General features: G+C 64.2%; 21 protein-coding genes. 14 read left to right on the forward strand and 7 right to left on the reverse strand.

The genetic code is table 11. The features are described 5' to 3' along the window. The first annotated feature begins 21 nt into the window (after positions 1-21). Genes ACH2DW_RS00285 through ACH2DW_RS00300 form a run of 4 tightly spaced genes read left to right on the forward strand, consistent with a single transcriptional unit; the run spans position 22 to position 3,010 of the window. Positions 22-756 carry a maleylpyruvate isomerase family mycothiol-dependent enzyme gene (locus tag ACH2DW_RS00285; RefSeq protein ID WP_394927701.1) on the forward strand — a complete coding sequence of 245 codons (735 nt, stop codon included), beginning with the start codon at positions 22-24 and terminating at the stop codon, positions 754-756. Between the two features lie 10 nt (positions 757-766). Further along, positions 767-1,684 carry a DMT family transporter gene (locus tag ACH2DW_RS00290; RefSeq protein WP_394927702.1) on the forward strand — a complete coding sequence of 306 codons (918 nt, stop codon included), beginning with the start codon at positions 767-769 and terminating at the stop codon, positions 1,682-1,684. 32 nt (positions 1,685-1,716) lie between these two features. Further along, positions 1,717-2,568, forward strand: coding sequence for a 5'/3'-nucleotidase SurE (gene surE / locus ACH2DW_RS00295; RefSeq protein ID WP_394927703.1), 852 nt, complete (start codon positions 1,717-1,719; stop codon positions 2,566-2,568). Between the two features lie 46 nt (positions 2,569-2,614). Next, on the forward strand, positions 2,615-3,010 hold the full coding sequence (locus tag ACH2DW_RS00300) for a nuclear transport factor 2 family protein (RefSeq protein WP_394927704.1): 396 nt from the start codon (positions 2,615-2,617) through the stop codon (positions 3,008-3,010). Positions 3,011-3,038: 28 nt separating this feature from the next. Here the strand turns inward: ACH2DW_RS00300 and ACH2DW_RS00305 are convergent, their stop codons facing one another. Beyond that, positions 3,039-4,481: a DUF3179 domain-containing (seleno)protein gene (locus tag ACH2DW_RS00305; protein ID WP_394927705.1), complete on the reverse strand. Its 1,443-nt coding sequence runs from the start codon at positions 4,479-4,481 to the stop codon at positions 3,039-3,041. A gap of 110 nt (positions 4,482-4,591) precedes the next feature. Here ACH2DW_RS00305 and msrB point away from each other — a divergent pair, with 110 nt between their 5' ends. The 3 genes from msrB (at position 4,592) to ACH2DW_RS00320 (ending at position 6,768) form a co-directional block, all read left to right on the forward strand. Beyond that, positions 4,592-5,017: a peptide-methionine (R)-S-oxide reductase MsrB gene (msrB, locus tag ACH2DW_RS00310; RefSeq protein ID WP_394927706.1), complete on the forward strand. Its 426-nt coding sequence runs from the start codon at positions 4,592-4,594 to the stop codon at positions 5,015-5,017. A gap of 62 nt (positions 5,018-5,079) precedes the next feature. Next, entirely contained in the window at positions 5,080-5,985 is a 906-nt protein-coding gene (locus ACH2DW_RS00315; RefSeq protein ID WP_394927707.1) for an MBL fold metallo-hydrolase, read from the forward strand. 3 nt (positions 5,986-5,988) lie between these two features. Further along, positions 5,989-6,768, forward strand: coding sequence for an enoyl-CoA hydratase/isomerase family protein (locus ACH2DW_RS00320; RefSeq protein WP_394927708.1), 780 nt, complete (start codon positions 5,989-5,991; stop codon positions 6,766-6,768). On the opposite strand, the gene ACH2DW_RS00325 is transcribed toward ACH2DW_RS00320, so the two are convergent. Next, positions 6,738-8,105: a M20/M25/M40 family metallo-hydrolase gene (locus ACH2DW_RS00325; RefSeq protein WP_394927709.1), complete on the reverse strand. Its 1,368-nt coding sequence runs from the start codon at positions 8,103-8,105 to the stop codon at positions 6,738-6,740. The genes ACH2DW_RS00320 and ACH2DW_RS00325 overlap by 31 nt on opposite strands. Positions 8,106-8,126: 21 nt before the next feature. After that, positions 8,127-11,996, reverse strand: coding sequence for an ATP-dependent RNA helicase HrpA (hrpA, locus tag ACH2DW_RS00330; protein WP_394927710.1), 3,870 nt, complete (start codon positions 11,994-11,996; stop codon positions 8,127-8,129). Between the two features lie 114 nt (positions 11,997-12,110). Here hrpA and ACH2DW_RS00335 point away from each other — a divergent pair, with 114 nt between their 5' ends. Next, positions 12,111-13,523, forward strand: a complete 1,413-nt coding sequence (locus tag ACH2DW_RS00335; protein ID WP_394927819.1) for an MDR family MFS transporter — start codon at positions 12,111-12,113, stop codon at positions 13,521-13,523. On the opposite strand, the gene ACH2DW_RS00340 is transcribed toward ACH2DW_RS00335, so the two are convergent. Further along, on the reverse strand, positions 13,516-14,334 hold the full coding sequence (locus ACH2DW_RS00340) for a phosphodiesterase (protein WP_394927711.1): 819 nt from the start codon (positions 14,332-14,334) through the stop codon (positions 13,516-13,518). The two genes, ACH2DW_RS00335 and ACH2DW_RS00340, sit on opposite strands and share 8 nt — an antisense overlap. A gap of 40 nt (positions 14,335-14,374) precedes the next feature. Here ACH2DW_RS00340 and ACH2DW_RS00345 point away from each other — a divergent pair, with 40 nt between their 5' ends. The 5 genes from ACH2DW_RS00345 to ACH2DW_RS00365 all read left to right on the forward strand — a co-directional run bounded on the left by ACH2DW_RS00345 (position 14,375) and on the right by ACH2DW_RS00365 (position 20,484). Further along, the gene (locus tag ACH2DW_RS00345; protein WP_394927712.1) at positions 14,375-15,226 is read left to right on the forward strand and encodes a sulfurtransferase; all 852 of its coding nucleotides are present in this window, start codon (positions 14,375-14,377) and stop codon (positions 15,224-15,226) included. A gap of 81 nt (positions 15,227-15,307) precedes the next feature. Further along, positions 15,308-16,585: a hypothetical protein gene (locus tag ACH2DW_RS00350; protein ID WP_394927713.1), complete on the forward strand. Its 1,278-nt coding sequence runs from the start codon at positions 15,308-15,310 to the stop codon at positions 16,583-16,585. 28 nt (positions 16,586-16,613) lie between these two features. Further along, a complete protein-coding gene (locus ACH2DW_RS00355) occupies positions 16,614-17,573 on the forward strand; it encodes a Gfo/Idh/MocA family protein (RefSeq protein ID WP_394927714.1) in 960 nt (319 codons plus the stop codon). 71 nt (positions 17,574-17,644) lie between these two features. Continuing rightward, the gene (locus ACH2DW_RS00360; protein WP_394927715.1) at positions 17,645-19,144 is read left to right on the forward strand and encodes a TldD/PmbA family protein; all 1,500 of its coding nucleotides are present in this window, start codon (positions 17,645-17,647) and stop codon (positions 19,142-19,144) included. Further along, positions 19,141-20,484: a metallopeptidase TldD-related protein gene (locus ACH2DW_RS00365; protein WP_394927716.1), complete on the forward strand. Its 1,344-nt coding sequence runs from the start codon at positions 19,141-19,143 to the stop codon at positions 20,482-20,484. The genes ACH2DW_RS00360 and ACH2DW_RS00365 overlap by 4 nt, the downstream gene beginning before the upstream one ends. Positions 20,485-20,492: 8 nt before the next feature. On the opposite strand, the gene ACH2DW_RS00370 is transcribed toward ACH2DW_RS00365, so the two are convergent. Further along, complete coding sequence (locus ACH2DW_RS00370; protein WP_394927717.1) at positions 20,493-20,924, reverse strand: antitoxin; 432 nt, start codon at positions 20,922-20,924, stop codon at positions 20,493-20,495. A 36-nt stretch (positions 20,925-20,960) separates the two neighbouring features. Between ACH2DW_RS00370 and ACH2DW_RS00375 the strand changes: the two genes are divergently transcribed. Further along, on the forward strand, positions 20,961-22,442 hold the full coding sequence (locus ACH2DW_RS00375; RefSeq protein WP_394927718.1) for an amidase: 1,482 nt from the start codon (positions 20,961-20,963) through the stop codon (positions 22,440-22,442). Here the strand turns inward: ACH2DW_RS00375 and ACH2DW_RS00380 are convergent, their stop codons facing one another. Continuing rightward, positions 22,443-23,093: a class I SAM-dependent methyltransferase gene (locus ACH2DW_RS00380; RefSeq protein ID WP_394927719.1), complete on the reverse strand. Its 651-nt coding sequence runs from the start codon at positions 23,091-23,093 to the stop codon at positions 22,443-22,445. It lies immediately after the preceding gene. A 31-nt stretch (positions 23,094-23,124) separates the two neighbouring features. Beyond that, positions 23,125-25,878, reverse strand: a complete 2,754-nt coding sequence (locus ACH2DW_RS00385) for an efflux RND transporter permease subunit (protein ID WP_394927720.1) — start codon at positions 25,876-25,878, stop codon at positions 23,125-23,127. Positions 25,879-25,944 lie beyond the last annotated feature (66 nt).

Genomic DNA, 25,944 nt, shown 5'->3' on the forward strand with positions numbered 1-25,944 from the left:
GAAAAGGCTACCGTCAGCGCGATGAGCACCGACATCAACCCCGTCTCGGCGGCGCTTCGCTCCGACGCCGACCTCATGTCGTCGGTCGTCCGCACTGCCGATCTCGACTCGCCGGTCGCGGCGTGCCCCGGTTGGGATCTGCGCCAACTCGTCGAGCACACGGGTTCGGTCCACCGTTGGGCCACCCACGCCATTATCCACGGAGGCCAACCTCCGAGGGATGCCGACTTCAGTCCAGCACCCGACGACAACCTCGCCGTGTGGATCGTCGACGGCGCCACGGCACTGATCGACGCGCTCGACGCTGCCGGCCCGGAAGCCGACACCTGGCATCCATTCCCGCTCGAACAGAAGGTGTGGGTATGGGGACGCCGTCAAGCGTTGGAAACAGCGATGCACCGATGGGACGCCCAAACCGCGGCAGGGCTCGAGGCAACGCTTGACCCGGAATTGTCAAGTACCGGGATCGGCGAATACCTCGAAATGGGTCTTCCTCGGGTCCTGGCACGGGCAGGCGTGCCGCCGCCCTCGGCCAGCCTGCACGTGCACTGCACCGACGTCGACGGGGAATGGCTGGTCTGGTCCGACAACGGCACGTACCGGATGCTTCCGGTACACGACAAGGGCGATGCCGCGCTCCGCGGTCCAGCAGCGGACATCTGGCTCGTGCTCATGGGCCGACTCGATCGCAGCGAGGTCGACATTGTCGGCGATCCGGCTGCGGCCGACGCATGGCTCGACCTGCCCGACTGGTAGCAACGTCACCGTGAACACTGCAGCGGCGCGTCCGCGTCCAATTGGATTCGTCGCGGTCGCGCTGGCGGTCCTCAGTTTTTCGATCAGCTCCGCAGCGATCAAATGGTCTGCATCCACCGGCTCTGTTGTTGCGTTCTGGCGCATGATCGGCGCCGTTGTCGGCTGGTGGGTGGTCGTGGTGGTGGTTCGGCAACGGACCGGGCGACCATGGCCATCGCGTCAGACCTGGAAACTGGTGCTCCCGGCCGGCTTGTTCTTCGGCGCGAACATCGCGATCTTCTTCACCGCCATCACGCGCACCAGCATCGCGCATGCCGAGTTCATCACCACCCTGACACCACTCGTACTGCTGCCGGCCGGAGCGATCTTCTTCGGCGAGCGGCCGAATTGGTCCGCCTTGAAATTCGGCCTGATCTCCGTTGTCGGCATCATTCTCGTCCTTGCGTTCGGACCTGACGGCGGCGAAGCCACACTTGGCGGCGACTTGCTCATGGTCGTGGTCATCGGCACCTGGACCGGTTACATGCTGACCTCGAAGCGCGCTCGCAGTCAGGGCGTCGACGTCCTCGACTTCATGGCGTGCATGATGCCCCTGGGGCTGATCACCGCCGGGCCAATCGCCGGATCGATTGCCGGAGGCGGACTCTTCTCACTCTCCGCACGAGGCTGGTTCGTCGTTGCGCTGCTCACCTTCGTCACGGGGATGCTGGCGCACGGCCTGATCATCTTCGCTCAACGCCACCTCCCAGTGGCGACGATCAGCATCATGCAATCTGGCCAGCCGGCCCTGTCGGTCTTCTGGGGATTCCTGATCCTCGGCGAGTCAGTCCGCGCTCCGCAGATCGCGGGGATGGCGCTCGTCGTGGTCGGCCTGTCATTGTTCAGTTGGACAAGTCAGCGTCCAGTCCCGACGACTCCAGCCACGTAGCGCTTGGCGCCGCAGCGTGCGAGGATGCGCCGATGCGAATTCTCGTGACGAATGATGACGGCATCGACGCCCCCGGGCTCCATGCCCTGGCAAATGCAATGTGTGACCTCAACGGGGGACACGAGATCGTCGTTGCAGCCCCCGACACCGAGTACTCCGGAGCCGGAGCAGCGCTCGGCGCACTCCATCTGATCACCCCGGTCATTCGCCGGGTCGATCTCCCGAACGTCGGCACCGATGACACCTGGTCGGTCAGCGGCGCACCGGCACTCTGTGTGATGTTCGCTCGGCTCGGCGCCTTCGGCGGCCCGTTTGATCTGGTGATTTCCGGAGTGAACCCAGGCGCCAACGTCGGGCGGGCCGTGTACCACTCGGGCACCGTCGGCGCGGCGCTCACTGCCCGCAACGGCAAGATTTCGGGCGTCGCCTTCAGCCAGGCGGTCACCGGCTACGGCGTGGAGGGCCAGGCATGGGACGACGCCGTGCGCGGCATGTCGTTCGAGGCGTCAGCCGACGTCGCTCGCGCCTACGTCCAAGCCTTCGTCGACGACATGCCGACCGAGCCGGTTGTCGTCAACATCAACGTGCCAGATCGACCAATCGGCGAGATTCTCGGCTGGCGACACACCGTCGTCGGGGTGCTGCCACCAAGGACAGTCACCGACGCAAAGCTCGAACCCGTCGAGGGCGATGAGGGCGCATTCCGGGTCGTGATGGACTGGGGCGAGAAGGTCAACGTGTTGCCGGAGGACACCGACGGTGGCGCCGTCGAGGCCGGCTACGTGTCGGTGAGCAATCTCACTCGCCTGGTTCACGAGGACCGCACAGACGTTGCTTCTGCCGAGGCTGCACTCTCGGCGCTGCTCCCGCACGCGCCGAGCTGACACCGTCACATTGGATCGCTGATCGTCGCCATGTACGTTGCGAGCCGTGAGTTCGGCAATCGCGGCGGTCAGCGAGTACCTCGGGGCGTTCACTCGCAACGACCCGGATGCGATCGCGGCCTACGTCTCCGACGGCTTTCGCAACGAGCACCTCAGCGAGTTGGGTTCAAGCTGTGTCGGCCGGGTCGAATATCGCCGGCGCCTCCCCCACTTCCTCGCCGCATTCGCCGATCGCCGCTACTCAATCGTCGATGTGATCGAGCAGCGCCGTGATTCGTGCACCGAGGTGGCGGTTCGGTACCGCTTCGAGGCGAAGTACGAAGACAAGCAGATCGAGATTCCCGGCGTCATGTGGTTCAGCGTCCGCGATGACCTGATCACCAAACGGATCGACACGTGGGACTCGCTCACCTTCTTGAAGCAGACCGGCCAACACGACTGAGCGCTGGCCCAGGGTCAGGGATCAGGGATCAGGGGACGAACAGCTCGGTGTCCGGATGGAACTGGGACCAGGCGAACCAGAACGCTTCGTGGGCCGCACGCTCGTCCCCGGTGACTACATCGACAGCACGGAGCCCGTCCCCAACTGATTCCAGGCGCACGCCGCCGAGTTTGACGACACCGCCGGCGGCGATAATCGCGCTGGCCTGGCCCGACGGAAACGCAATAGGCGTGCCATCGTCGGCGATAACGCCGACAACGAGTTCTTGCACGTCAAGCCGAGCATCAGCATCGCCGATCGCGAAGATCGGACCGTTGTCGTCGCGACCACCGAGCGGGTCGAGTTCGTACGACCGGCCAATGCCCCCATCCTCGGCGATGATCCGCGTGTTGGGGTGCGCTGTCTTCCACTCGCCCCAGGTCGAGCGGACGACCGTCGATTCTTCGAGCACGATCCCGGCGTCCTGAAGCGGACCCGACACGGCGGCACCCGTAAACGTGTCGAAGACCGACTGCGTCACGAGGTCGTACATCACTTTGTTGGAACGACTCAAGAGCCCTGTCGTGCGGAGTACAGGCTGCTCGGCGGCGCCGGAGTTGTCGGTGTAGTACGCCTGGGCCGAGCCGCACAGGGTGCAGTACGGCAGCCCGAAGCGCCTGCCGCCGAGGGTGAAGTTGAACATCTCGTGGATCTCGGCGATGTTCTTCGGGAACGCCAATGCTTCGTCACCCTCAACCAGCCCAAACACAATTCGGTCGTCCGGATACCAGGTGCCACCAGCTGCATCGGTGGTGACCGGATCGTCAAGGGACGGGATGCATCCACGAGGACGACAACGCTCAGGGTCACCAAGTTCACGGTCGTCGATGTAGACGCCACCCCAGCTCACGTGCCGCCAGTCGAGGTCAGCGTCCTCATCACTGAAGAACGGTTCCCACGCCGGTTCAAGCAGTGTGAACAGCTCACTCTTGTCCTGCTGATACTCCGGATAATCAGGCGTGTCCCATGCAATCAGGTGATTCCTGAGACTCCGGAATGGACTCGACTCACTTTCCGGATCATCCGCAATCGAGACACCACTGAGCTGTTCGAAGGCATCGACGATGACGACACCGTCGTCACCGGGGAAAAAATACAGCACGTCCGACAGGTACCAGCCGTAACGGATATCTCCGGTGTCACCGAGCGCCCGAACCGCCGCAATATCGAGTTCAGCCGCGCCGAGCCACAGCTTGACCGTCGCGACGGCATCGAGGGCGTCCGTCGCACTCTGCGCCTCCGCATCGAGGGCTGATGGTGCCGGCGGGTAACGGAACCGCGGTCGCGGGGTGGCTGGTTCGCTGTCATCGACGGCCACGGCGGTGGACGGCGAGGACGCTGTCCCACTGCCGTCTGCGGAGTTGCACGCTGCGAGCAGCAGCGCGCCAGCCACCACCGTTGCAAGCCGAGACCGAATCAAGCACGAAGCCATGACCTGAGGGTAGGAACATCAGCCTTGACGAAGGCGAACATCCACCGGAACAAGTCCGAAACTCGTCGCCCGACATCGACAATGCGGCTGGGACTTGGCAGGCTGTGTCCATGGCTGAGAACACCGAGACACCCGAACTCCCCGACATGCTGCCGACCGAAGCCGAGCTGCGCGAACGCCTCACCGCCGAACAGTTCCAGGTCACCCAGCATGCGGGCACTGAGCGTCCGTTCACCGGCAAGTACTGGGAGACGACTCGCGACGGCGTGTACCACTGCGTCGTGTGCGATGTGGCGCTGTTCTCCTCCGACACCAAGTTCGACGCCGGCTGCGGTTGGCCCAGCTTCTACGCCCCGCTCGAAGGTGAGAACATCGAGAACCGCGTCGACAACTCACACGGGATGACGCGGACCGAGACCGTGTGCGCCCGCTGCGGTGCCCACCTTGGCCACGTGTTCCCCGACGGCCCTGCGCCGACTGGCGATCGATTCTGCATGAACTCCGCGTCGCTCAACCTCAAGACCACCGACGACTGATTTCGTGGGGCGCAGCGCAGTTCGATTCGAGACACAGCGATCGGCTGACTAGCGTCGGCCCCGTGATCATCGACTGGGGCGAAGGCGAACGACGATTGACCGACACGGTGAGCGTGCTGGTCGGAGAAGCCAACGGTGCGTATCCATCAGGTAACACTCTGCTGGTGCGTGGCGCGGGCGAGTCCGTGGTCATCGATCCGTCGGTCACCGTGGTCGAACGCGGTGGCGCACCGGTCGAGGTCGATGCCGTCATCAACTCCCACAGCCACGAGGACCACATGGCCGGCAACGGTCTGTTCGCCGACGCTGCGCTGCACATTCACGATGCCGACATCATCGGCGCACAGAGCATCGACGGGCTGATGGAGGTCTACGGACTCACGGGCGAACCGCGTGCCGCGTTCGAGCAGACAATCCTCGACGAATTCCACTACACGGCGCGGCCCGACGCCCAAGGTTTCGCCGATGGCCACGTGTTCGATCTCGGTGGCGGCGTCACCGTGGACGCAGTGCACCTGCCCGGACACACCCGCGGCCACAGCGGTTTCCGGATGGACGGGGTGTTCTTCCTCTCCGACATCGACCTCACTGGATTCGGTCCGTACTACGGCGACGTGTGGAGCGACCTTGAAGACTTCGAGGCCAGTCTGACCAAGGTCCGCGACGAGGAAGCCGACTACTACGTGACGTTTCACCACAAGGGCATCATCGAAGGTCGCGACACCTTCGTCGAGATGATCGACGCGTTCACTGCGGTGATCGGACGTCGCCATCAAGCGATGCTCGACTTCCTCGCTGAGCCGAGGTCCATCGACGACATGCGCGCACACCGGTTCATCTACCGACCACACGTGGAACATTCCTTCGCCGACTCAGTCGAGGAGCGCAGCGCCACGATGCACGTCGACCGCATGCTGCACCGCGGCGAAGCCGTCGAAGTCGAGCCCGGCCGATACCAAGCGAGCTGAGCAATGCACGAATTCACAACACTGACCGCCGAGGTCACGGACCGCATCGGCCGGTTGACCCTGACCCAGCCCGACAAGCTCAACCCGCTGGGAACGGTGCCCCTCGCAGAGATCGCTCAGGCCGCCGCATGGTTCGACACCACCGACGCCGTCGTGGTCGTCGTCACCGGGCAGGGCCGCGCGTTCTCGTCGGGGTTCGATCTCCGTGAGTTCGCTGGGTCTGGCCCCGACGGTGTCTCAGCACGAGAGCAGGCCGATCTCGGTCGGCTCATGGCCGAGGCCATGGATCGCATGTCGGCCCTGAGCATCGCCGCGATCAAAGGTCCGTGCATCGGCGGCGGAGTTGTGCTCGCCGGCGTCTGCGACCTGCGCATCGCGGCCGACGATACGCACTTCGCGATTCCCGAAGTCGATCTCGGGATCCCACTGGCGTGGGGCGGCATCCCGCGCCTCGTCCGGGAGATCGGCCCAGCGATGACCCGCGAACTCGTGCTGACGTGCCGACCCTTCGACGCCGAGGAAGCACGGTCGATCGGCTTCGTCAATCGGGTGGTTCCTCGCGCCGACTTAGACACTGCCGTCAATGAACTCGCCACGTCGATCGCCAACAAGGCACCGTCAGTCGTCCGCGCGACCAAACGGCAGGTCAACGTCGCATTGGAAAACGTCGCGACCACGGTGGGGGCTTGGAGCGACGCTGACCTCCTCGGAGCAGCCATGGCCGACCCCGAGGCACGCGAGGCCGCCCGCCGCTATCTCTCCAGCAAGTCGCGGGCCACGTGATCCCACAGCCGTGTGGTCAGTGCCAGGGATTCAACGTCGATGCGTTCGTTGTTGCCGTGGAAGCGTGACCCGAACTCACTGGCATCGAGTGTTGGACTGAAGAGGCCAGCACCGTAGGACACCGCTCCGAGCTCTCGGTAGATCCGCGAGTCGGTGAAACCGACGACCAGCTGCGGCGTGAGGCGCGCGGTCGGAAACGGAATGTTGACCGCGCGCTGCAAAGAATCCCAGAGCGGCGTGTCAGTTCTGCTGATCGACGCTGCATCGTTCATCAGCGGCTCGACCTCGACATGGTCGGCGAGGTCGCCCAATGCGGAGCGGAGATGGGCTGCAACGTCTGCCTCGTCCTCACCGGGAAGCGTGCGGATGTCAACCTCGACCACCACCGTGTCCGGCACGGTGTTGGTTTTCATCACACCACCATCGACCAGGTTCGGCGAAAACGTGGTGTGAGTACAGGCATGCAGGTACGACGCGACGGCGGGCCCCGGCATCTCGTCGAGGAATTCGTCAATCGCTGCCTCATCGAGCAGGGATCGTTCCCAGTCCGGAGGCAGGTTCAGGGTCGAAACCCGCTCACGCCACAACTCGGTGAACTTCGGCTTGGCCCGATAGTCGGCCAACCGCTGCACCACACCAGCAGCCTTGACCAGGGCGTTGTCACCGCGAAATGGGCGCGATCCATGACCGGGTGTCCCGCGGACGGTCAACCGTCGCCAGGCAACTCCCTTTTCTGCGACGTTGATGCCGACGTGCGGAGCATCAGCCGGACCAGAGTGGATGCCACCGTTCTCGGTCAGTACGTAGTCGGCGTACATCGCATCGCGCTGATGATCAGCCATCCACCTGGCACCGTGGACACTCCCTGCTTCTTCGTCTGCGACACCGAAGTAGATGAGGTCGCCCTTCGGCTTGAAACGCCCTGCGGCCGCATCGCGCGCGAGACGGCGGAAAGCGACCGCCATCGACGATGTCAGGTTCAGCATGTCAACCGCACCGCGACCCCACACTTCACCATCGATCAACTCGCCACCGAACGGGTCGCGATCCCACCCGTCGGCGTTGACCGGAACGACGTCAGTGTGGCCCATCAAACAGAGGCTCTTGGCTCCAGGATCTGAGCCTTGGATCCGCCCGACGATCGAGACACGGCCTGGCGTCGGCTCGAAGCGCTCGACCTCGACGCCAGCACCCTCGATCAGCGTCTGCAGCACGTCGGCATTGCGGACTTCTTCGCCTGATTCCGGCGTGCCGTCGTTGACGCAGGCATTGCGGATCAGTGTCTGCAACAGGTCCACGGTCTCGCCGGTCAGGTCATCCAGTTCGCGTTCGTCCATGACCGAGTGTCGCAGGTCGAGTCACCCGCCGAGGCCGTCGAGGGACCGCGCGAGCTTCGTCGGACTCGGCTGGCCTTTCGCGCCAAGCGGCTGCGCGAACACGCTCACGCGGAGCTCTTCGAGCTGCCACGCCACAGCCGCCACTTCCGAGGTCACCTCACTTGCCGGCAAACGATCGAGCAACGCCGCGTAGCGCGCCTCGAGCGGAGCGACCTCGGCGATCCGACGACGGTCGCGTTCAACACCGCCGGCGAGGTTGTCGAGCCGGTGATCGATCGAGCGGACATACCGCTCGATCTCAGGGAGTTGGCGGAGCCCGGTGTGGAAGACGAAGCCGGGGCGGACGAGCCGGCCGAGGTGCAGGTTGGCATCGTCAACCGATGGTTGCAGCGCTGCGGCCCGCAACGACGCGAGCTTGGCGTGCACCGAGCCGGTGGCCGCGACCGCAGCCGTGGCCTGGACGAGGGCATCTCGCGCCAATGTCGGAACGTCTCGTGCGACCTGCGCGCGCAACGCTTCGAACTCGACCTCGCTCCAGGGGAGCGTTCCCCCGCGTGCCAGATGATCTTCGAGCAGATGGTCAACAGCCGCCGCAATGCAGTCGTCGGCGAGCGCAGCGACCGACACGTCGGCCGCACCGAGCGCGAGCTTGCCCGCGTTGGTCAGCAGTCGTTCGACCACCTTGCGACTCGGCGCTGCAGTGAGCAGAAGGAGGCGGCGTACCCCACCGCGCATGGCCCGCCGCTGCACATCGGCGCTCGTGACGACCCGCAGCGCAACGCTGTCACCGATATCGAGCAACGTCGGATAGCCCACGACGTCGAGCGCACGATCGTCGGACTGAACCGTGCGTGGGAGGTCGCCGATGTCCCACGCCACTATCCCCCGACGTTCCTCGATCGGCGCCGCAGCAGCAATCGATTCGCGTGCCTCGCCGACGCGGCGTGCTTTGATCGCAGCCAAATCGGTGCCGACGTCGCGGACCTCCCCGTGCTCATCGGTGACAACGAAGTTCATTCGGAGAAAGTTGTCGAGGAACTCGGTGTTGAACATCGACGGGTCGATCCGGATCCCGGACGCCCGAGTGAGCCCGACTGCGACTGCATGAACGAGCGGCATCGACCCTGGCTCAAAGTCTGCGACTCGCTCAACGGTGGCATCGATTGTCTCAGCCATCGGCGTCAGCTCGCGACGGATGTGTTTCGGAACGGAGCGCACCAGCATTGCGATGACCTCGCGGCGGTGTCCAGCGATCTGCCAGTCGAATCCGGTCGGCTCGATCTGGTTGAGTGCGCTGAGCGGAATGTGCACGGTGACACCGTCGAGCGGTTCGCCTGGTGCGTACCGGTAGGTCAGCGGCAGCTCGATGTCGCCTTGCCGCCACACCTCGGGAAAGTCGGCAAGCCGGATTCCTACACCGTGTTCGCGATCGGCAAGGAGCTCTTCGGTGAGATCGAGGAGTCGACCGTTGCGCTGGCGCTCCTCCTTCCACCATCGATCGAACCGACGGGTGTCAGTGACGTCGGCATCGAGACGTTCGTCGAAGAAAGCGAAGAGCATTGCGTCGTCGACAAGTTCTGTTCGGCGGACGCGAGCCGCCATGGCGCCGATGCCTTCGAGGAATTCCTGGTTCCGGGTGACGAACTTCTGCTGCGTGTGCCATTCCCCCTCGACCAGTGCCTTGGTGATGAACCAGGCCCGCGCTGCATCGATGTCGATCTTGTCGTAGCCCACCTTGCGATCAGACACGATGGGCAGACCGAACAGGGTGACCTGCTCGGTGATGACCGCCCGCCCCGCCTTGGCATCCCAGCGCGGGTCGCTGTGCGATTTCTTCACCAGGTGCGCAGCGGCTTGCTCGATCCATTCAGGTTCGATCGCGGCAACGCGCCGTGCATACAGGCGGTTGGTCTCCACGAGCTCCGCTGCCATCACCCAGTCGGGCTGCTTGCGACCGATGACCGACCCGCGGGCGATGACAAACCGGGCGTCTCGTGCACCGCGGTAGTCACGCGTCTCACGCTCGCGCATGCCCACCTGCGACAGGAGGCCAGCGAGCAGTGAGCGGTGCACGTGGTCGGGGTGGGTCTTGTCCACTTCAGGGGTCCGGTGGGGACGAATCTTCAACTCGCCAGCGACGCGCCGGAGTTGGCTGTACAGGTCCATCCATTCGCGAACGCGCAAGTAGTTGAGGTACTCCTTGCGGCACATGCGGCGGAACTGGTTGCCGGAGAGCTCGCGCTGCTGGTTCCTCAGGTAATCCCACAGTTCAACGAGGGAGAGCAGATCAGACCCGTCCACCTTGAATCGGTTGTGGAACTCATTGGCCTGCTCAATCTTCTCCTGCGGACGCTCGCGCGGGTCTTGAATCGAGAGCGCGGATGCGATCACCAGCACCTCTCGGACGCATCCGAACTCGTCCGCTTCAAGCACCATTCGACCGAGCCGAGGGTCGACTGGCAGCTTGGCGAGGTCGCGGCCGATGCGGGTGAGGTGCCGCTCGGGGTCGTCGCGATCCGCCGGTTCGATTGCCGCCAACTCGTCGAGCAGGGCATAGCCGTCGCGAATCATCGACCGTTCGGGTGGCTCGACGAACGGGAACATCCCCACATCGCCCAGCCCAATGGCGGTCATCTGCAAAATCACCGACGCCAAGTTCGTACGAAGAATCTCGGGATCGGTGAACTCCGGCCGTTCGACAAACTCATCCTCTGCGTACAACCGGATGGCGACACCGGGGGCCACACGTCCGCAACGACCCGACCGCTGGTTGGCCGAGGCCTGCGACACCGGTTCAATCGGCAGGCGTTGGACCTTGAGTCGCTTGCTGTATCGCGAGATACGCGCCGTGCCGGCGTCGACGACGTAGCGCACACCCGGCACGGTGAGCGACGTCTCGGCGACATTTGTCGACAGCACGATGCGACGACGCTTCGACGTCTTGAACACTCGTTGCTGCTCCACCGAGGACAGTCGGGCGTAGAGCGGAAGTATGTCGGTGGCTCGCCATGCGGCGGTGTCAATCTGGCGCATGGCCCCGGCGATGTCATGAATCTCGCGTTCTCCTGACAGGAACACGAGCACGTCGCCGTCGCCCAGCACGCTCAACTCGTCGACGGCGTCGATCACTGCCTGCACTTGGTCGCGCCGGTCGTCGGGATCGTCTTCGTTGTCCGGCCCGTACGGCCGATAGCGCACTTCAACCGGGAAGGTTCGACCTGTCACCGCGACGATTGGCGCCGGTACCGGGTCACCATTCGGGTCGTCCGCTGGTGGTGCGGAGAAATGCGCTGCGAACCGTTCGGTGTCGATCGTGGCGGAGGTGACGATCACGTGGAGGTCCGGGCGCTTCGGCAGGAGTTGCTTGAGGTAGCCCAGGATGAAGTCGATGTTGAGGCTGCGTTCGTGGGCCTCGTCGATGATCAGCGTGTCGTAGCGCCGCAGCATGCGATCACGCTGGATCTCGGCGAGCAGAATTCCATCGGTCATCACCTTGACCAGCGTGCGATTGCTCACCTTGTCGGTGAAGCGAACCGTGTACCCGACATCGTCACCGAGCGATGACCCGAGTTCCTCGGCGACCCGCTCAGCAATCGAGCGAGCAGCCACACGGCGCGGCTGGGTGTGACCGATCAGTCCGCTGACGCCACGACCGGCCTCCAGACACAATTTGGGAATCTGTGTGCTCTTGCCCGACCCGGTTTCGCCGGCGACGATCATCACCTGGTTGGAACGAATCAAGTCGAGGAGTTCGTCGTGTCGTTCGGTGATCGGCAATGAGTCCGGGTATGTCAGGCGCCCTTCGGCGAGCAGCGCAGCAGACGCCTCGGCGCGCGCGCCCGCATCGGGTCTCGATCGCTTGGAGCGAGGGGACGCGTTCGAACCGGCCATGGCCACCAGAGCTTGGCAGCGGGACGCACTGATTCCTGTCCCCCGACCTCAAACCCGAGCACACATTGTCGGCCTCTCTCTCGAACACACCCAGCTCCTAGGGTGCCAGCGGTGATGTATCGGACGCGAGTGATGGCGGTGTACGTCCTCGCCGTGTTCATGACCGTCATGGACGGCACGATGGTCAACGTTGCTCTCCCGACGCTCGCCGATGAGTTCGGTGTCGCATCAACGGACATCGAGTGGGTCGCCGTTGGCTATCTCCTCAGCCTTGCAGCTGTGATCCCCGTCGCCGGTTGGCTCGGCGACCGTTTCGGATCGAAACGGGTCTTTGTCACGGCGTTGATCGTGTTCGTGCTGGTGTCGATGGCCTGCGGCGCCGCGCAGACACTCGACCAGCTCGTGGTCCTTCGTGTCTTGCAAGGCATGGGTGGTGGTCTCTTGACTCCAGTGGGAAGTGCGATGTTGTTCCGTGCGTACCCGATGGCCGATCGGGCCAAAGCGGCCATCGGTGTGCTGAGTGTGGTGGTCATTGCCCCTGCCGTCGGTCCAGTCATCGGCGGCGTGCTGGTCGACCAGACGTCATGGAGGTGGATTTTCTTCATCAACGGTCCGATGGGTGCGGTGGCCATCGTGTTGGCGCTGTGGTGGCTCCGCGCGGATGACGGGCCAGAAACCAACGAGGCAGGACGGTTCGATGCGCCGGGCTTCGTCCTGTCAGCAGTGGCGGTGAGCGTTCTCATTTACACCCTGACGATCGGCCCCGAGCAGGGGTGGACTTCGCCCCGTGTGATCGGGTTCGCCATCGTCGGCATCTCTGCTGCCGTCGCCTTGGTCATCGTGGAGCTCAGGCGACGCGATCCCATGCTCAAGCTCCGGCTGCTTCGCGATCGGCACTTCCGCACCATCAACATCGCCGCACCGTTCGTCTACGCAGGGTTCTTCGGGTGGATCATCGTGCTGCCGCTCTACATGCAGACGCTGCGGGGCTTCTCTGCGACGACCAGTGGGCTCGTCCAAGCACCCCAAGCTGTCGGCGTCTTTCTCGTCTCGAATCTGCTCGGCAGGCGGCTCTACCGGGTGATCGGGCCGCGCCGCTTGATGATCGTCGGCTCACTCGTCCATGCCGGATTCACTGCCTCTTTCGCGCTGGCGACGTTGACAACACCGGTTGCGATGCTCGGTGCACTGTCCTTCGGCCGCGGCGCATCGGTCGGCATGGTCTTCGTATCGATCCAGACAGCGGTCTATGCGACAACGTCACTCGCCGACACCGGCCGCGCCACGTCGGTGTTCAACACCGTCCGCCAGATCGCGTATACGAGTGGCGTGGCGGTTGCCGTCACGGTGATCGCTGCCCGTCTGACCACGGTGGGCGGCGACAACGCGCCAGCAGTTGACCGGCTGAGCGCCTACCAGTGGGGATTCCTGACCTGCGGTCTCCTGATCGTGCCCGCGGCGATCGGCAGCTGGTTCGTGCGTGATGACGATGTCGCCGCGACTCGCGGCCTCGAACCATCTAGTTGATGTCGGCCCACGCTGGCGCGAAGGGTGCCTCGCCGGTGTCGACGTAGCGCGTGTGCCCGACGATCGCCGAGCCGTCGACGCGGAAGATCCGGTACCCGATCGGATCGCGAATGATCTGCACCGGACCCTCGGGAGCCAGTTCAAGGGCAACGTGCACGGCCGTTGAAATGCCGACCTCAGCCGACACACCAGCGACCATCGAACTCATGGGGCGGTGCATGTGGCCGCACAGGATGCGGTCGACGGGAGCCTCCGCGATGACGGCGAGGAATCGATCGAGACCGACGAAACCTGAGGCATCCATCCACTCGATTCCGGTGACGAACGGCGGGTGATGCATCGCAAGCAGCGTTGGACCCGCGTGCGATATCGACAGCGCAGCGCGCAGCCACGCCTCGCGGTCCGGGTCGAACGCTGCGCCGGGCGCTCCCGGCACGGTCGTGTCGAGACCGATGATTCGGACACCGTCAAGCTCAACGACCCAGCTCAAGTGATCGCCTTCCTGCTGCGCAGCAGGCCACGGATGATCGGGAAAGCAACGCCGAAGCCCTGCTCGTGTGTCGTGGTTTCCCGGGATTGGCAGGATCGGCACGTTCAGCGGCGCCAGCACCTCGGCAAGCTTGTCGTACTCTGCATCAGTCCCCCACTGGGTGAGGTCGCCGGTGGCGAGGACCGCGGCAACTGACGGTGCCTCCTGGCCAATCGCAGCGACAGCAATCGCAGCTCGAGCGTTGTTGTCGACGTACAACACTTCGTCGGTGCCATCGGCAACGACGTGCGTGTCCGAGAGTTGCGCGAGGAGGACCGGCATGTGGCCGGTCAACATAGTCCATGGCCAATACGATCGGTGGATGGACCCGGCGCTTCCACCACTGATCTCCTCTCGGTTGCTGGCCGACCAGCTGAAAATCGGTGCCGCTGACGCGCCGGTCATTGTCCATGTCGGAACGACGATGGTCGGCACCGACCCCCACGCGAGCTACCTCGATCGGCGCCTGCCCTCAGCCAGGTTCGCGTCGCTGGACGACGACCTCGCCGACCCACCAGCACCCGGTGTCGGCCGCCATCCGTTGCCGTCAGCAGCAGCGTTTTCGGCAGTGCTCGGTCGCCTCGGCATTGCACTGGGGACGCCAGTCGTCGCTTACGACGACCGCAACGGGGCCTTTGCCGCTCGACTGGTGTGGATGCTGCGGATTATCGGTCAACCGGCCGCGCTCCTCGATGGCGGTCTCGACATCTGGTCCGGCCCGTTCGAGTCCGGCCCCGTCGAGCCGCACGAACCTGTGCATGACCGACCCGCAGTGCCATGGCCCGCCGAAGCCATCGCTGACGCTGATGATGTCGCGGTCCACATCGAGCACGGCGGTGTGGTCATCGACTCGCGCGAACCCCTGCGATATGCAGGCAAAGTCGAACCGATCGATGCTGTCGCTGGACACATTCCCGGCGCGATCAACATGCCGTTCACGGACAACCTTGCAGACGGGCAGTGGCTGGGTGCACCCCAATTGGCCGAGCGATTCGCCCGCCTCGACATGGATCCGCAGGCAATCGTCTACTGCGGCTCGGGCGTCACGGCCTGCCACAACGCACTGGCGGTCGAGTCCGCAGGCCGACCGCTCCCGCGCGTCTTCGTCGGCTCCTGGTCGGGCTGGTCAAGCGACCCCCGACGACCAGTAGCCACCGGCGTGACATCGGGCTGACAGCAGAGCTCCTCAAGAAATTTCTCGCCCCAGGGCTACAAATTCCTCAAGCTCGGACGGAATCGCGCCGATAGGCCGCTTATGGCTCTGCTTCGCCCACCGCTCCACGAGTTCGACCGGCTCGCGCAACCACTCAACGCATCGGAATCGGCGACCGCACGGGCCCTGGCACAACTTGACGACGACTGGACTGTGTACGTCCAGCCCAAGCTGGAGCTCGACCAACCCGATTTCATCGCCGTGCATGAGCTCCTCGGTGTCTGCATCATCGAAGTGTGCGATTGGAGCCCCGAGAGCCGTCAGCCCCAACACGACGACTCACGATTCATCGCTGCTCGCACGCGATCGGTGGTATTCGACCAGTTCGTTGCCCAACCGGGTGTTGCGACCCCGGAGACCGGTGTCGTCCGCGCTGTCGTCGTTCTCCCTCGTTGCACGCAGGAGCAAGCAGTTCAAAGGCTCGGCGCATCCACAGCACACGGCGATGAACGAAGCGTCGAGGTCTGGGGTGCTGACGGCCTGCGCGATCAACTCAACCGACTTGTACGCGGCACCGGCTGCGCTCACCCTGACCCCCAGTCCATCGAACGTCTGCATGCACAGGTCGTCGTCAACCAGCAAGGCGGTGTCGTCTCCAGTGTCCGCAGCGCTGCGGACACTGGCGCATCCTGTGCGATCGCCGCTCACGCCGCACATCTCGCAGCACAGGGCAACAGGGTGCTGGTGCTGTCGCTCGACGGCCCCGTCGCCAACCGTCTCCGATCGCTCATTGTCGATCGCTGTGCCGAGCACGACACCAACCCGATCCACGTCACGTGCGCCAGCTTTCATTCATTGACCACCCGCCTCGCCCAGAACGCCGAGCGTCTCGGCAGCGAGCCCCCCGTGTCAAACCAAGCGCTCGAGGAGAGCACCGAGAGTATGTCCAGCGCCTGGACATTGGAGCGCTATGACGCCGTACTCGTCGACGAAGGGCAGAACATCGAAGCAGGGTGGTGGGATCTCCTGCGCGACCATCTGCTCACTCCAGACGGCGAAATGTTCCTGGTCGCTGACCCCACTCCGAACCCCGATCACCACACAGGCGCCGCATCACCAGGATCGCTGCGGATGTCGCAGACCGTCGGGCGCGCCAGCGACCACAGCCAGGCCCAAGCGACCGGTCACCTGGTCAACAGCACGTCGACAACAGCAACCGACACGATGCAGGCGCCTTCCGTACGGGCTGTCGAGATGGAACCCGGCGATACCTCCGAGCTGCCCGGTGCCATCGCTCTCCCCCTGTCGCCTTCGACGCCGCTGATTGCACCGACTCCCCACGTACCGATGACGTCGATTGCCCCACCTCCGGTCGACTGAACGCTGCGCTTCCGGCGAGACTGCACAGATGTCCCACAAAGTTGGAATCATCGGCCTCGGCACCGTTGGGGCGCGATTCGTCGAACAGTTCAATCACCACGCCGATTTCGAACTCGTCGCTGCCTGGGACCCTGACGCTGCGGCCTGTGCCGCGCACGCTGCCGATGTCACGATCGTCGCCGACGCGGCTGGCGTGATCAGCGCTGCCGACGCCGTCTATATCGCCGTACCGCCGCTCTTTCACGGTGCCTATGTCGAGCAGTGCGTCGCTGCACGTGTCGCGATCTTCTGTGAGAAGCCCCTTGGCATCGACGTCCAAGAGAGCCGTCGGCTGGTTGACCTGGTCGAGTCGAGCGGGCTCCCAGCAGGGGTCAACTTTGTGTTCAGCGCCGCACCATCGGCGGTCGAACTGCAACGTCGAGTTGCGGGCGGCGAGATCGGTCAGATCGTGCGAGGTGACCTTCGACTGCACTTCGCTGAGTGGCCGCGTGCCTGGCACGCCAAGGCGCAGTGGCTGCGCCTGCGCGATCAGGGCGGCTGGATCCGCGAGGTCGCATCACACTTCGTCTTTGTCGCCCAACGCGTGCTCGGCCCGCTGTCCATCGACGCGGCAATGGTGACTCATCCGGACGGCCCAACCGGGACGTTGTGTGAGACGGATGCACTGGCGCGCATGTCCGGTTCCGATGCTCCGCTCGTCATGATCGGCACCAGCGAGGGCATTGGCCCTGACGTGAACGACCTCACCGTCCGTGGCACGGCTGGATCCCTCCGGATCTGGGACTGGTATCGCCTGCAACACACCACGGGAGGCGAGTGGACCGACGTCGTCGGCACAGATCGCGCCCAGCTCGGTGCCGATGCGTACGCGGCACAGCTCGATGAGCTGTCGAAGTTGCTTGACGGCACACCCTCAAGCATCGCCACGTTTGCCGAGTCGTTGGCAGTCCAAGAGCTGGTAGAGGCAATGCTGAGCGGCGTGAGCTGAGTTCCTTTGGGGTCGGGACCAGGTGGAACTGAGGACAGCAACGTTGGCCGGATCGACCTAGCCTCGGCTCCATGACTGACCTGTTGTCTGCGCCGCTGCTCGACACATCGCCCATCGCTGAGCGGCTGACGGCAGCACTCCCGACGGATGTCGACTACGCCTCCGCGCGATTGTTTGACGAACGCTCGGAGCATCTCACTGTCCGCCAGAACAACCTTGAGCCGATCTTCAACGCGTTCGACACCGGGGTGATGATCTCGATCTGGAACGGGGGCGGTCTCGGCTACGCGGCGACCGCTGACCTGTCCGCAACAGGCCTCGATCGGGCGGTCGAACGAGCACGATATTGGGCCGGCGTCACCGCCGGGCACTTGGTCGCCAACCGCGATGAGGAGACCGGAGCCATCGCCCCGCCGCCACATCATCCGATCGGCTCCTACGAATCGCCCGTCGACGTGAGCTGGGACTCGATGCCGCTTGAAGACCGGCTCGAACTCTTGCATCAGCAATCGCGCTTGCTCGGTATCGACGACCGCATCGTCGACTGGTCAGCACGACTCACGCGACGAAGCGTCGACACGCTGCTGGTCACTTCGAGCAGCGACGGCCAACGGGGCGAAGTCGAGCAGCGGTTTCAGTTCGTGTATCCCGGCATGCGCGCCACAGCCAATGAGGGCATCAACACCCAGACCCGCACCTTTGGCGCCAACGCGTTCTGCGGCCAAGGTGGTGCTGAGGTGCTCGGCCGGTTCGGCTTCGGCGATGGCGCTTCGCGGGTGGCCAACGAGGCCCTCGAGCTCCTCACGGCTCCCAATTGCCCCTCGGGAGTCATGGACGTCCTCCTTGCTCCCGATCAGATGATCTTGCAGATTCACGAGTCGATCGGCCACCCGCTGGAACTCGACCGGATCCTCGGCGACGAGCGCAACTACGCCGGCACCAGCTTCGTCACGCCGGACATGTTCGGCAGCTTCCGCTACGGCTCGGACCTCCTCAACGTCACTTTCGACCCAACTGTGCCGGGTCAGCTCGCCAGCTACGGCTTTGACGACGACGGCTCCCCGGCGACCAAGCAATTCCTGATCAAGGACGGCATTCTGCAGCGCGGGCTCGGCGGCGCGGTGAGTCAGCAGCGCAGTGGACTCGAGGGCGTGTCGAACTCTCGAGCCGCCAGTTGGAACCGCCCACCGATTGACCGCATGGCCAACCTCAACGTCGAGCCCGGTGATGCGACGGTCGACGAGCTCATCGCCTCGGTCGAAGACGGCGTGTACATGCACACCAACAACTCGTGGTCGATCGATGACAGCCGCAACAAGTTCCAGTTCAACTGCGAGTACGGACAGAAGATCGAGAACGGCGAAATCGTCGGCACCGTTCGCAACCCCGGCTACCGGGGCATCAGCCGGAACTTCTGGACCAACCTCTCCGGCGTGGCCGACAGCAACAGCTTCACCGTGATGGGTACGCCGAACTGCGGCAAGGGCGAGCTGAACCAGATGATCGGCACCGGCCACGCATCTCCCACCTGCAAGTTCTCCAACATCGAGGTCTTCGGAGGTGAGTCATGAGCAGTAGCCCCGAACGCCAGGCGTACTTTGACGAGCTCATCACATCAGCGACCTCCACGCTGCACAGCGATGAGGTACTCCTCGCCAACCTCGCTGGCGAAGCCACCGACTTCATCCGGCTCAACAACAACGAGGTCCGGCAGGCCGGTTCGGTCGATCAGCAGAAGCTCAGTGTCGATCTCATTGCAGGCCAACGCCACGTCGGCGGCACGATCAACCTCACCGGCGACACAGCGATGGATAACGCCAGAGTTGGCGCGCTCCTCGGCCAACTCCGCGCACAACGTCGTCTCGTCCCTGACGATCCGTACCTGCTGTACAACACCGATCCGACGTCGACCGACAACGTCAAGACTGGCGAGATCCCCAGCCCGGAGACGGCGCTCGCTGACATCCGCGCTGCGGGACAGGGCAAGGATCTTGTCGGCATCTACGCCTCGGGCGACACATTCCACGGTTTTGCCAACTCGCTTGGCCAGCGCAACTGGTTCCAGTCATCGACGTTCAATCTCGACTGGTGCTTCTACCTGCAAGCCGACAAAGCCGCCAAGAACCTGTACGCCGGCTTCGATTGGAACGACAATGCGTTTGCCCGCAAGGTCGACTGGTCCAGTCAGCAGCTGACAGCGCTCGCGCGCGAACCCAAAGTGCTCGGCCCCGGCGATTACCGCACCTACCTCGCACCGCGAGCGATGGAAGAGGTGATGTCGCTGCTGTCGTACTACGGCGCGTTCGGCCGTCGAGCACACGAGACCAAGCAGACGCCATTCCTCCGGATGCTGGCTGGTGACGCGCACCTGTCGCCGCAGATCACCATCAGCGAGAACACCGCTGGCGGCGTGGCACCAAACTTTCAATCATCTGGTTTCATTCGTCCCGACGAAGTGCCGTTGATCGTCGACGGCAAGCTCACCGACACGCTCGTCTCACCGCGGTCAGCCCAGGAGTACGGAGTGCCGACCAACGGAGCCCACGGCGGGGAGTATCCCGAGTCGATGGCGATCGCGCCGGGTTCCATCCCAGCTGACGGCGTCGCCGAAGCACTCGACACCGGCCTCTTCGTCGGCAACCTCTGGTACACCAACTTCAGTGACATGTCGGCGTGCCGCACGACCGGCATGACCCGGTTCGCCACGTTCTGGATGGACAGCGGCGAGATCGTCGCTCCGGTCAGCGTGCTGCGCTTCGACGATACGGCCTTCAACATGCTCGGTGATCACCTCGAAGGCCTCACCGACGACGCGGAAGTACTGCTCGACCCAAGCACGTACCTCGAACGGAGCACCGCCAGCGCCCGGCTTCCAGGCGCCCTGCTCCGCGAGATGCGCTTCGTGCTCTGACCGTGGCGTCAGTCCCCGGGCGATGAGCTGCCCGGAACGGGCGGCGGGTCGTTGACCACAGCAGCCGGATCGGGCGGCGGCATCTTTCCCCCGGCCTCATCCAATCGGACCTGGGCCTTGCTGAGTAGGCCGTTGGCGGAGCTGACGAGCCCGGCCATTGCCCTGGCCGCCTTGGCCTGCGTTTCGGCACGCCGCGCTTCGGCCTCTTCCTGTGACATCTCGGGCGCCGCGTCGGGATGGGCCCCGTGATGCGTCGCGCTGCTGCCCGCTGAATATTTACGCGCCGCTTCCTCGGCCTTCTTCGACATGTTCGCAGTCTTGCCACCGGACGCCTTATCAACCTGCTCAGTGGCCTTGCCCACCATGTCGCCAACCTTGTGCCGGTTCTTCTCAAGCAGTTCTTTGGCCATCCGCAAGTTGCGTCCGCTGAAGAGTCCCATGAACCTGAGATTAGCGAGCCGTGCTATCAACGCGAGATGAAAAACATCGCTGACGAGACCCAATGGCTCGACGCCACGGCACAAGCCGCTCTGGTAGCAGCTGGAGAGTTGTCATCGCGCGAGTTGGTCGACGCCGCAATCGAGCGCATCGATCGTACTGACGGGGCCATCAACGCGGTTGTGTTGCACTGGTACGACCGGGCACGCGAGCAAGCCGACGCGATCGATGCCACGGGCGCTGGGACTGCTCCCGCCGGCCGTGGCAGCGGAGACCGGCCACCGTTCCTCGGTGTGCCATTCCTGTTGAAAGATCTCTGGGCTCCCGAAGCCGGGATGCCGATGACCAACGGCAACGCAGCGCTTGCCGCGAATCCACCACGTGCAGTACACGACATGACCTTGGTCAAACGGTTCCGCGACGCGGGCCTGATCAACCTTGGCCGGACCAACAGCCCCGAACTCGGCAGCCTGCCGGTCACCGAACCGATTGCGCACGGCCCGACGCGCAACCCGTGGGACACCGATCGCACGCCCGGAGGATCGAGCGGAGGCGCGGCCGCTGCGGTGGCGGCGGGCATGGTGCCGATGGCCCATGCCAGCGACGGGGGCGGATCGATCAGGATCCCCGCGTCGTGCAGCGGCTTGGTCGGGCTCAAGCCATCGCAGGGCCGCATCACACTGGAGCCAGACCGCGACGAATCTGGCCTCAGCGTCAACCTCGTCGTCAGTCGCTCGGTGCGCGACACTGCCCGCATTCTCGATGCGGTCCACGGTCCCGGAGTGGGCGACACCGTCATCGCCGCTCCCCCAGCCCGGCCGTACGAAGATGAGCTTGGCCATGACCCCGGGCGCCTCCGCATCGGGATGCTTGACCGAGACCCGCAGGGCAATGCGCTCCACAACGACTGCGTACTTGCGGTCCGCTCTGCGGCAACGATGCTCGAAGGCCTCGGCCATGACGTTGCACCCGGTCACCCTGAGGTACTCGAAGACCAGTCCTTCACGCCCCGCTTCATGGCGATGTGGGCGACCAACATGGCGCTGGGCATCAAGAAGATGGAGTCGTGGATCGGCCGCGAGATGACCGCCGACGATGTCGAACCCGTCAACTGGGCTCAGGCTGAGTGGGCGAAGAGCGTCTCTGGTGTCGAGTACGGCGAGGCGTTGGGAGCCGTCGTCGAATACCGCAGGGCGATGCAGTCGTGGTGGACGCGAGGTTGGGACCTGCTGCTGACACCGACGCTCAGCGAGCCGCCAGTCAGGATCGGCGAACACGACGCTCTCGAAGGCGATCCGATGGCAGGGATGAAACGCGCTGCCCGATTCGTCGGCTTCACGCCGCCATTCAATGCCAGCGGGCAGCCCGCGATCAGCCTGCCGCTGCACTGGAACGACACTGGCCTACCGATCGGGGTTCAACTCGTCGCCGCCTACGGTCGCGAGGATCTGCTGCTTGCAGTTGCGAGCCAACTCGAAGCAGCACACCCGTGGGCGCAGCGACGCCCAGTCCTGGCCTGATCAGCCGTGGGGCGCAGCCTTGGCGGCTGTGCCGACGATCTGATGCCGGACCCACAGCGCGCCCCGCCCGCGGTCGACAGCATCAACCTCAACGGCGTCGAACGGCCCACCACGAATAGAGGCCTCGGTGTCACGAGTGATCTCACAGCCATTGAACATCCACCGGTGCGGCCGAAAGAGCACCCGTTGCACGCGTCGGTTCGCGGTTCGAGCAGGCGACGCAACATGCTCAATGAAGAAGTAGACCCCGCCGGGTTTGAGAATCCGATGCGCCTCGCGCAGGACCTGTGCCGGATCATCGACGCCGCACAGCAGCAGTGTGCCGACGACTCCGTCAGCCGACTCATCGGCGAGGTCGAGTGCGGCACCGTCCAGCTGCCGGATCTCCAGATCGACGTCGTACTCAGCTGCTGCAGACTGCAGCGGAGCGTGCATCACCGGGTTCGGCTCGATGGCGATGACCTTCGTGCCGGCTGCGTAGTAGCGCATGTTGACGCCGGTGCCGGGGCCCAACTCGACAACGGTGCCCTGCATCGCTCCGATGACGGCGGACTTACGCTCACCCCACGCCGCGTGGCTGTCGTCGGCGCCGGCTTCGAGCAATCGCGCCTCGAACCGTGATCGCCGCTTCTGTTTCGTCAGGTCCGGCACACGACGCACCGTATCGAACAGGCAGGTCTGCTCAGGTCAGTAGAGGGCGGCCACGACGGCGCCGGACGGCGTTGCGCAGCGGCGTGCGCACCGACTCCAGCCCGAGATAGAAGGCCGGGAAGCACAGGAGCACGAACACCGTCGAGCTGACGAGGCCGCCCATCAAAGTGAAGCCGAGTGACTCCCAGAACGGATCGCTCAATGCGAGCGGCAGCAGACCGACAACTGTCGTGATCGTCGTGGTGATCAACGGTCGGAAGCGAGAGGTGACGGCGTGCTGAATCGCCTCGCCGGCCGATGCACCAGCGCGTCGTTGCTGATTCGCGGAATCGACCAACAGGATCGTGTTGTTGACCGCCACGCCAATCAGCGCGATGAACCCCACCCCGGAGAGAAACGATTGCGGATTGTCGGTGAGCTTCAGGGCGCCGAACACTCCGAGGAAGCTGAGGGGGATCGCCATGAAGATCAGCAGCGCCTGCGCGACCGATCGGAACTGGATCGCGATCAGCAGGAGCATCAGTCCGAGGGCAATAATGCCGGCGACGATCAGTCCAGCGAAGTCGTCCTGATTGTCCGACTCCAACCCGAAGTCGAACGTCACGGCCTCGGCCGAGAGACCTCTCGATTCGATCTCGGCTGGGGGGAAGTCCTCCTCGACGAGCAACTGCGTGTCGTTCAAGATGCCGGAAATGCCCTGGTCTTCGTCGTACTGCGCGCGGACCTCGATGATCTGTTGCCCGTCGACCCGAGCGATTTCTCCATCGGTCGACACGATCGCATCGGTCACCGTGACCGTGCCGCCGCCAGACTCAAACTGCCGCCCCTGCAGACTGTCGCGGATGTCCTCGGCGAGTTGTTGCCCCGCGGCGATCGATGCGGCATCGCTCACCTCGATTTGGGTCGCGAACGGATACTCCAGCAGTGGCGGCCCGTTCTCAGTCTGTCCGGCTGTGAGGCGGAGACCGGGATAGGCCGAAACGATCGTCTCGAAGTCGGCCTCGATCCGATCCACGAACGTTGGCGCCTTGGTCGACCGCGAACCGATCGGCGTCAGGTCGATGAAGGTCTCCGTCACGCGCTCGTTCCCGCGAACATATTGCGAACGAGCGAGCTCCTCACCGAGGACCGAGAGGATGACCACGTCGACCTCGTCAGAAATGTCTTGTGCCTCTTCGATGGTCGTTCCCGAAGGGAACTCCGCTGAGATCGCCAACCCGGAGGCGTCCTTGCCGGCCGGGAAGATTGAAAACGGCAGCGAACCCGCAATCATTCCGCCGGCCATGATGGCGACGAGCGCAACGCTGGCCATGCCCAAGCCAGTGAATCGACCCTTCCAACCGTTCCTCCAGGGATATGCAGCGAGTCGACCAGCAGCACGCGCCACAGCCTTTTCGCCACGCACAATCGGGTTGTTACTCGGGCCGCCCTTGAGCAGGAACACTCGGGCGACCGCGGGGATGAACACGATCGAAAAGATGAACGACAAGATCAGCGTGATGATCACGGTTGCCGGGATGGAGCGGATGAACTCGCCAAGAATTCCGCCGACAAAGAGCATCGGCGAGAACACGACAACGGTGGTGAGCGTGCCGGCCAACGACGCCGACCCGACCCGTTCGAGCGCCGTGCGCACGACGCCGAGCCGGCGACCATCTTCCTGTGGACTCGGGTCGTCGCGGCTGGAGTCGATCGATTCGGAGATGACAATCGCGTCATCAACCAGGAGCCCAAGGGTCAAGATGAGACCGAACAGGGTGATCGTGTTGAGGGAGTAACCGAACACCCAGAGTCCGATCAATGCCCCCATCATCACGAGGGCCATGAAGCCGGTGGTCATCACGGCGACCCGCCAGCCGATGAGCAACAGGCTCACGAGGGCAACGGCGAACAGGCCGGTCAGCAGGTTGGTTGTGAGTGACGACAACTGCTGACGGACGCTGGTGGCGAAGTCGGCAGTGATTGCCGCCGAGAATCCATCGTCGAGCGGCGACTCGGCGCTGGCCAGCCGGCTCTCGATCAGATCAGAAAATTCGAGGACGTCGAGGTCCGAGGACTCGCTCCGGATCAGGCCGATCGCGATGGCGTCGTCGTAGCCCGAGCTGTCGAGTGCGACGCGCGTGAATCGGGTGAGGCGGGTTTCGGTTGCACCCGAGACCGGATCGATCGATTCCGTTTCGAGTTCGCGCACTGCAGCGACGCCAACATCGCCCTCCGCAACGAGGTAGACGCTGAGCTGCTCGGCCTGTTCCTGCAACTCCGCCGGGGTCGCGTTCGGCGGACCGACGATCGACACCAAGCTGTCGTATTGGCCGACCAACTTGGCGGCATTGATCGGGTTGTACAGGATCTCGGCGCCGTCGGGCACCTCAAGACCGAGCGCAACGAGGCGCGCCGTGCCAACGTCAGAGCTGATGTCAGACTCGAACTCGACGACCACGGAGTAGGTGCTGGGCAATGCAATCGACTCGGTCGAGACGACTCCTTCGACCTCGCTGAACGCAGCTTCGAGGGGAACGATGACCTCCTGGTCAACCACTTCGGCGTCATCGACGAAGTACGTGCCGCTGACGACGGAGATCGGCGTGTTGATCGGCGGGAAACCTTCTCGATCAAGGCCGAACCCAAACGCAGAAACACCAGCGATCAGCACAACGATCATCACCGCAAAAGTCGCTTGCCATCGGCGAGCGGCACCAGCAGCGATGGAGGCAATCACCGACCGGCGAGGCGCCGAGCGCTCGCCAGCGTCGGTTGATTCATCGGTGGTTGCCTCAGCGCGCATCCCCCGATTGTCAACGGCTGTTCAGCCAACCACAACGAGCCTCCAGTCACACACCAGCGAAAGAGA

Source organism: uncultured Ilumatobacter sp. (assembly GCF_963980585.1).
Taxonomy (GTDB): domain Bacteria; phylum Actinomycetota; class Acidimicrobiia; order Acidimicrobiales; family Ilumatobacteraceae; genus Ilumatobacter_A.